Origin of the sequence: Pedobacter aquatilis (assembly GCF_030409415.1) — a bacterium.
Taxonomy (GTDB): domain Bacteria; phylum Bacteroidota; class Bacteroidia; order Sphingobacteriales; family Sphingobacteriaceae; genus Pedobacter; species Pedobacter aquatilis.
This window is the reverse complement of the sequence record NZ_JAUFPW010000036.1, coordinates 378,794-386,076: the sequence shown is the minus strand read 5'-3', so window position 1 is coordinate 386,076 and position 7,283 is coordinate 378,794. Positions and strand designations below refer to the sequence as shown.

9 protein-coding genes are annotated in these 7,283 nt (G+C 34.3%); 2 read left to right on the top strand and 7 right to left on the bottom strand.

The annotated features are described in order from the left end of the window. Window positions 1–304 precede the first annotated feature (304 nt). Together QWY86_RS20030 and pyrE are read right to left on the bottom strand one after the other, a co-directional pair. Entirely contained in the window at window positions 305–703 is a 399-nt protein-coding gene (locus tag QWY86_RS20030) for an SRPBCC family protein (RefSeq protein WP_290244769.1), read from the bottom strand. Window positions 704–732: 29 nt separating this feature from the next. Beyond that, on the bottom strand, window positions 733–1,398 hold the full coding sequence (gene pyrE / locus QWY86_RS20025) for an orotate phosphoribosyltransferase (protein ID WP_290244768.1): 666 nt from the start codon (window positions 1,396–1,398) through the stop codon (window positions 733–735). Here pyrE and QWY86_RS20020 point away from each other — a divergent pair. Then, window positions 1,397–2,008, top strand: coding sequence for an NUDIX hydrolase (locus QWY86_RS20020; RefSeq protein ID WP_290244767.1), 612 nt, complete (start codon window positions 1,397–1,399; stop codon window positions 2,006–2,008). The genes pyrE and QWY86_RS20020 overlap by 2 nt on opposite strands. A gap of 107 nt (window positions 2,009–2,115) precedes the next feature. On the opposite strand, the gene QWY86_RS20015 is transcribed toward QWY86_RS20020, so the two are convergent. From QWY86_RS20015 to QWY86_RS19995, 5 genes are all read right to left on the bottom strand, one after another. Further along, window positions 2,116–2,730: a hypothetical protein gene (locus tag QWY86_RS20015; protein ID WP_290244765.1), complete on the bottom strand. Its 615-nt coding sequence runs from the start codon at window positions 2,728–2,730 to the stop codon at window positions 2,116–2,118. Beyond that, on the bottom strand, window positions 2,711–3,217 hold the full coding sequence (locus QWY86_RS20010) for an RNA polymerase sigma factor (protein ID WP_290244763.1): 507 nt from the start codon (window positions 3,215–3,217) through the stop codon (window positions 2,711–2,713). The genes QWY86_RS20015 and QWY86_RS20010 overlap by 20 nt, the downstream gene beginning before the upstream one ends. Window positions 3,218–3,376: 159 nt before the next feature. Next, window positions 3,377–3,838: a pantetheine-phosphate adenylyltransferase gene (gene coaD / locus QWY86_RS20005; protein ID WP_290244761.1), complete on the bottom strand. Its 462-nt coding sequence runs from the start codon at window positions 3,836–3,838 to the stop codon at window positions 3,377–3,379. 219 nt (window positions 3,839–4,057) lie between these two features. After that, on the bottom strand, window positions 4,058–4,594 hold the full coding sequence (locus tag QWY86_RS20000) for an RsmD family RNA methyltransferase (RefSeq protein WP_290244759.1): 537 nt from the start codon (window positions 4,592–4,594) through the stop codon (window positions 4,058–4,060). Beyond that, window positions 4,585–5,388, bottom strand: a complete 804-nt coding sequence (locus QWY86_RS19995; protein ID WP_290244757.1) for a DUF3822 family protein — start codon at window positions 5,386–5,388, stop codon at window positions 4,585–4,587. The genes QWY86_RS20000 and QWY86_RS19995 overlap by 10 nt, the downstream gene beginning before the upstream one ends. A 260-nt stretch (window positions 5,389–5,648) precedes the next feature. Between QWY86_RS19995 and QWY86_RS19990 the strand changes: the two genes are divergently transcribed. Beyond that, entirely contained in the window at window positions 5,649–6,794 is a 1,146-nt protein-coding gene (locus QWY86_RS19990; RefSeq protein WP_290244755.1) for a putative sensor domain DACNV-containing protein, read from the top strand. Window positions 6,795–7,283: the final 489 nt, after the last annotated feature.

Here is a 7,283-nt window from a genome sequence, read left to right as displayed (position 1 = left end):
TTTCTCCTCGTCTAGATAACCTAAGATCGTTAAAAAGTTTACTGTAATCTGTTCCAAACATGAAACAAAAATAAAAATAAAGATGTGGGTACACGGTAGGCTGCAATCGGGTTTAGGTGGCGCAGCTTCTGCATCTATTTAAGAAAAACTATAACGCATAAAAAAAGCATCAGCGTTTTATTTGCAGATGCTTTTTTATCAGTTGTCTGTTTTCAGTTTTCTGTTGCCTGTTCAATTAACTAATTTAGCAAGTCAACAATTAACCAATTCAAAAAATTTAGCAATAAACCAATTAACCATCGTTCTATCCTAAAATCTCTTTTAGTTTTTCTGTCTGGTGGTCAGTTAACTTTTGCAGCGGAGCAGAAGCCAACATTTTCATCATCATATTCAAATCAGCAGAAATAATAAGCTTTGCTGTTGTAGAACCATTGCCGTTATCAGTTACTGTCCACTTTAATTCTAAGTCAAATGGTGGTTTTTCAGTTGGAATTGCAACAAGTTCTTGATTTTCGATACGACTAGAAATCTTGATGGCTAATTTTGCCATATTTTGAATGGTAAATTTCGCCTCATCTTCGGTCGATTCCCAATTGTAAATGTTTTCAGGCATTAACCCCTGGTGGTTGTTCATATTTGAGAGAAAGGCATAAACCTCATTTGTAGGTTTATTAATTTCTACTGCACTTTCAATAATTGTCATTAGTAGATATTTGGTTTTAAGGTTATTCTTTACAATTCTGAGTTTAGAATTTCATTTTGTCCCCATTCTGATGGGTTTAGGCGCCATTTACTTAACAATTCCATATCACTTTTTGCAATTATACTATGCTCTGCAGCATATTCGATTAATGCACCGTAATTAGATAATGTTAAATAACGGCATTTAGCTGCTGCAAAATTTTCGTCTGCCTGAGCAAAGCCATAAGTAAAAATTGCCGCCAAACCTGCAACAGATAAGCCTGCATTTCTTAAGGCTTCAACAGCTTGTAAACTGCTTTTTCCTGTAGAAATTAAATCTTCTATTACCACAACACGCTGTCCTTCTACAACTTCGCCTTCTATTAAGCTTCCGGTGCCATGTTCTTTGGCTTTTGCACGTACGTAAATAAATGGCAAACCTAATTCTTGCGCTACCAAAACACCTTGTGGAATGCCCGCGGTTGCAACTCCTGCAATAACATCAACCGAACCAAACTCTTCTTGAATGGCTTGCGCTAACTTTTGACGAATGTAAGTTCTTACCTGTGGGTGAGAGAGGGTAATTCTGTTATCGCAATAAATTGGCGATTTCCAACCAGATGCCCAAGTAAAAGGATTATTAGGTTGTAATTTAATTGCCTTTATTTGTAATAAAAATTCCGCTACCTTTAATTCAATATCACTTTTATTATACATGGCCCAAAATTACAGAATTTATATCAACGATAACACTTTGTTTATATCAGATGTTTTGCCTGAGCAAAAGGAAAAAATTCAACAGCTTGAAATTCAGGATTTTGATTTGCAAATATTTTACAAAAAATTAAAAAATGGGTCTAAAAAAAGCTACATTTTCTTAACAAAAAACCCCAAAGAAACCTTTAAAAAGCTGAAAAAGAATTGCGAAATTATAAAGGCAGCAGGTGGTTTGGTAGAAAGCAGTAATGGTAATTTTTTATTTATTTTTAGAAATAAGAAATGGGATTTACCCAAAGGGAAGCTTGAAGATGGAGAAAATATGAAAGAAACTGCTGTTAGGGAAGTCGAAGAAGAATGTGGAATTAAGGTTTTTAAACGCGAAGCGAAATTGTGCAGAACTTATCATGTTTACCCTAATGGCTCAAAAATGGTTATTAAAAAAACCAATTGGTATAGCATGAAGGTAAAAGGCGAACCGAAATTAGTTCCTCAAAAGGAAGAAGGTATAGATGAAGCGGTTTGGTTAGATAGAAACCATATTTCTCCAGTGGTAAAAAATACATTTCCATCAATTATGGATGTGCTTAGGGCAGGAGGGGTTTTGTAGGTTTTGCACTAACCGTCTTTCAACCGTAGTGGAGAAATCTTTGAGCATAAATTATAAGATTCCACTCCCAAAGTTCAGCCATGCTCCGATCGAAATGATGACAAAAATTAATTCTCGTAATCTAATTCATCAATCACTTTTTTGAGCCGTAGAAGATACCTTCCATAATAACGCCAAGCCCAAAGTTCAGTAATCGCACCAATAATCAGAATAGAAATAAAACAATTTAGCAGCAGGTAAATTGGAGAGATATTGCTCATAATTTTTGAATAGATAGAAGTTTTTTCTAAAACCAGATAAACTACAAAAAAGGATAAGCCTATGAATGTTATGATGTAAGTTAATGCTTTATAAAGTTCAATATTCATTTTCATTTCGTAATAAAACCAAAGAATATTTTTACGGCTATCCATACTCATGTCGTAAGAATTTTTATAGAATCGATAAAATTTAAAGAAATAATAAGCGGTAAAACCACATGAAATGGCATAAAAAATAAAATAGATAAATTTCATTTCTGTAGATAAACCAAAAATATATGGGAATAAACCCAAAATCACGAGTGCCAAAATTTGATAATTAAACTCATGTTTCATTTTTCTCCTTATGATATCTATAGGAGTATAGGCTTGCTTAATTTTAAGCATATCCTCAGATATATTAGCTTCCGATGCATTTTCAGCATTCCACTCGTTTTTTAAATCATCCAAATTCATAGCCATTTTCCTTTATGATTAATTGTAATTTCTCTTTTGTTCTGTTGAGTTTTACCCGGGCATTTACTTCGCTTATACCTAAATTTTGAGCAATTTCTCTATGCGATTGATTTTCCAGAAAAAGAAATATTAAAGCTTTTTCTACTGAATTTAATTGTTGAACTGCTTTATACAAATAGTCCAATTTTTCTTCCTTTGAATCGTTTTCATTGGTGTCAACTACATCAATATTTTCATCAAGTGGGGTTTTGTCGACCTTGCGACTATCTTTTTTAAAATAAACCAATGCTGTATTAAGCCCTACACGATACATCCAGGTTGAGAATTTGCTATTTCCCTTAAAAGTTGGGTATGCTTTCCAAAGCTGCATTACGATTTCCTGGAAAAGATCTTGCTGATCTTCAGCGCCATCCATATACATTTTAGAAATTTTATGTATAATCGCTTTGTGCTGATTAATCAGATAAAGGAATATCGATTCAGTTTCTTTCATCTAAGGCGTTTTTACAGACTTAATGAACTGAATTTTTTTGTGTGGATAAGAGGCCTATTCTGCTAAAAGTTTTTGAGATTCGAGTATTCATAAATTCATTTTATACTCTATAAGTAATCGATTTTTAGAAACGTTACATTTCAGAAAAGATTTTTTTTATTAAAGAAAACTTAAGGCTTCTTTTGGTACAAACGGACTTACATCGCCATGATTTCTTAAAATATCGCGAACAATTGTTGAGCTTATCGCAGAATATTCGGGTTTGCTTAAAAGCAATATGGTTTCTACTTCAGGCATCATGGTTTGATTAATTTGAGCGATAGCTCTTTCGTATTCAAAATCTGATGCTGAACGTATGCCACGAACCATATAGGTTGCATTAATTTTTCTGCAAAAATCAACGGTTAAACCCTCGTAAGTTTTAATTTCGATGTTTTTATAACCTTTAAAAACAGTTTCTAAAATCTGTAAACGCTGCTCTGCAGTTAGAAAATTTTGCTTTGAGCTATTTAATCCAATACCAATAACAATTTTATCAAAAAGTGGGGTAGCACGTTGTAAAATGTTAACGTGTGCAATCGTTATCGGGTCAAACGAACCTGGGAAAAGCGCTATCTTCATAATTCAAATATAGATTTTTAGGCTGAAAGGAGAAAGGTTAAATACGAAGTCATTGCGAGGCACGGCCTGTCTTGAAAGGTCGGGATAGGCTGTGTTTCGCAATAAAGACCGTTTATAGCAAGTTTTTTGGGTCGTTCGTAACCGTTAATTTAGTTCAGGGTCTTTTTTCTATGAAATGCTGATCCCGAATATTCGAGACAGCATGAAGAAATCCGAAAGCTAAGAAAATTCAAAAAAACTAAAAGAAGAATTTCCGTACTTACGGGTTTCAGTGTAGCCTGGCTGGCTATTTAATTTCATATTACTCTGATGTTCCACTATAAGCAAACCATCTGGCTTAAGCAATTTCTGCGTGGCAACCATTAACGGAATTTGAGGAATATTTGGCATGTTATACGGTGGGTCGGCAAAAATTAAATCGTAAGAACCCGTTATTTGTTTCAGCAATTTAAAAACATCACCCTTTCTAACATCTATCTGATTGAAGTTATGTTTTGCTGCAGTTGTTTTAACCCAATTGATGCAACCATAATCCATATCTACAGCGAGAATGCTTTCTGCATTTCTTGAAGCAAATTCAAAAGTTAAATTACCAGTACCACAAAATAAATCTAAAACAGTACAAGCTTCAAAATCGAACTTATTGTTTAAAATGTTAAATAAGGCTTCTTTGGCCATATCTGTTGTAGGGCGAACCGGTAAATTTGCGGGTGGCTGCAAGCGGATTCCCTTTAATCTACCTCCAATTATTCGCATAAATCTAAAGCAAGTAAACCGCTGAAATAATGTTGTGGCATATCCGACAGCAGCTCATTATTATCTTTTGCAGCAGGTAAAAAGAAATATAAATTATTAAAATATTTCAGCAAACAATTGTAATGTTCATCATCTTCATTAATAATTCCTTGTAGATAAACAGGAACATTATCGTTTAAATTAAGTTGCTCAATTATTAGTAACAAAAAGTAATTAAATTCTTCTGCAGTTTCAGATTGATAATGATTTTGGAAAATAACTTTTTTATCCTTTACGTATAGAACATTAAAAGAAAGTGCCGTGAAATCTATTAGTAATGATTCATCAGCCAAATGTTTAAACAAAGCAATTAAAGGTTCTGATTGAGGGAAAACTAAAGAATGTTTAGGTAAAACAACTTTAACTTCTTCATTAAGGCAATAAATTGTATTAAAACCTAAATCATTAGATTTGGCGTAAACCTGATTTTTTGAACCTAAATATTTAGCATAAACTGCCAGGTTTTCACAATCAAACCACTCATCCGGAATAAAAATGAAATTTGAAGTATGAATTGAGGCTTTTACAGCAGCATAATTTAAACTTAAATGAGCATCATTTGCAAAGGCACTTTTTACATCATTTTCTATAAAATCGCAGCCCTGTTTGTCAAATATCGCGTTAATTCTGCCAGAATTTTTATCTACCAAGGCATAAGAAAAGCTGTCGTTCGTTATTTTTAATAATAAATTACAGTTTACCGATGCATCAGTTTTAAAATTAGGGTCGACCAATAAAAGACTGTTTTCGCTCATTGAAACAAAAATAGAGTTTTTTGAGAATTAACCGCAAATGACACAAAGTTTTTTCGCAAAGGATATAAAGTTGTTTGTATAATTTTAAGATATGCCACTGAATCACGGATGAATGCGGAAGTTTATTTTTTTATTAATTATTCCCAGATTTCTGTGTTTCCGTGGTAAACTGGTTTATAGCTAAAGCATCACAAAATCTTTTTACTAAATACAAACTTTTTGGAAGCTGAAAATTTAAAAATTCAGCTTAAATTCGAAACATGAGCTACCAACCAACCTACAAAGCGGCAAATACAATTGCAGCAACAATTGAACAACATTTTATTAAGCTACATCAAAATGCAATTGCGCAAGGCGAGGTTGATTTGGCAACGCAGCCAGATAAATTTACGATTGAGGCTTTAATTGACGTAGCTTTTTGGAGCAGTTTGCGAAAGGAGGAAGGGCATTCGCCAAGAATTTCGATTGCTTTTTTACCCCCAGACCAAACTTCAAATCCATTATTGTTCGCCAAAAAACTTCCATTAAATGCAAACACATTAACTAAAATTGCTCCAGGTATAGAGCGTTCGGGCATACATTTAGGCGTTTGGATGGAAAATGGCGAACTTTACATTTGGGGCACAACTTTAAATATTCCTAATTTTTGCTTTGTGGTTGATGTTTCTGAGCCAGGTTTAATTGTTATAAAACATCGCCGAATTTACGGTATTGGCAAGTTTACCAACGTAGCTGTTTTAAAGGGCGAACAAATTAGAATAGTTGATGATACGAGTTGCTCTAATTCCAATAAAGATTGCCCGCCGATTTTAAAAGCATTGCTTGATTTAACTGTTTTAGCAAGTTGGAACGATCCTATAAATATTTTAATTCAGTTTTCGGTTTCTATGCGTGCTCATGGCCGTGGAGGTGCGCTTTTAATTGTACCAAAAGATGATATTAAATGGGAAGAATCTATAATTCATCCAATACAATATTTGATAGAGCCACCATTTTCAGGTTTATCAAATCTTGCGAAGCAAGGTGGTAACCAAACTGAAATATTCTCTCAAGGTGCATTAAGGCGTGAAGTTGAGCATTTGGCTGGCTTAACAGCTGTTGATGGCGCTACAATTATAAATGAAGACTTTGATTTGATTGCTTTTGGTGCCAAAATTGGTAGGGCAAAAGGTAAACCAACTGTTGAGCAAATTGCTTTTTCAGAACCTATTATTGGCGGAGAAGATAAGATTCTTTTCCCGGGGCAGTTGGGTGGAACAAGGCATTTTTCAGTTGCACAGTTTGTAAACGACCAACCTCAATCTATAGGTTTAGTCGCTTCTCAAGATGGTCATTTTACTATTTTTAGCTGGAGCAAAAAGCAAGATGTTGTTATGGCGCATCGTATTGAGACGTTGTTGTTGTAGGTGGTTAAAGTCACATTTATTTTTTTACGCGTGAGCCTCTAAGTTTTTTGTTTGTCCTGGTCGGACGGGCTTTTACTTTTTGACAACAAAAAGTAACAAAAATTGCTGGCTGAAAATTTTTCTATTGAAGTTGGTGGTTTGGCTTTTTCAGTGCTTCCCGAAAAATTTGTTAGGCCGGGTTTAAGTAGAACGGGGATTTTGTGGTGAGGCTTTGTTGGATGGCAACTGAAGATGGCTTTGCAAATGTTTTCAAGCCGTCATTCTCGCGTATGCGGGAACCTCGAAGTTTTTTTTGTTTTTTTTGTCCTGGCCGGACAGGCTTTTACTTTTTGACAACAAAAAGTAACAAAAATTGCCGGCTGAAAATTTTTCTATTGAAGTTGGTGGTTTGGCTTTTTCTGTGCCTCCAGAAAAATTTGTTAGGCCGGATTTAAGTAGAACGACGATTTTGTGGTAAGGCTTTATTGTATTGAATGCCAGGATGTTTAT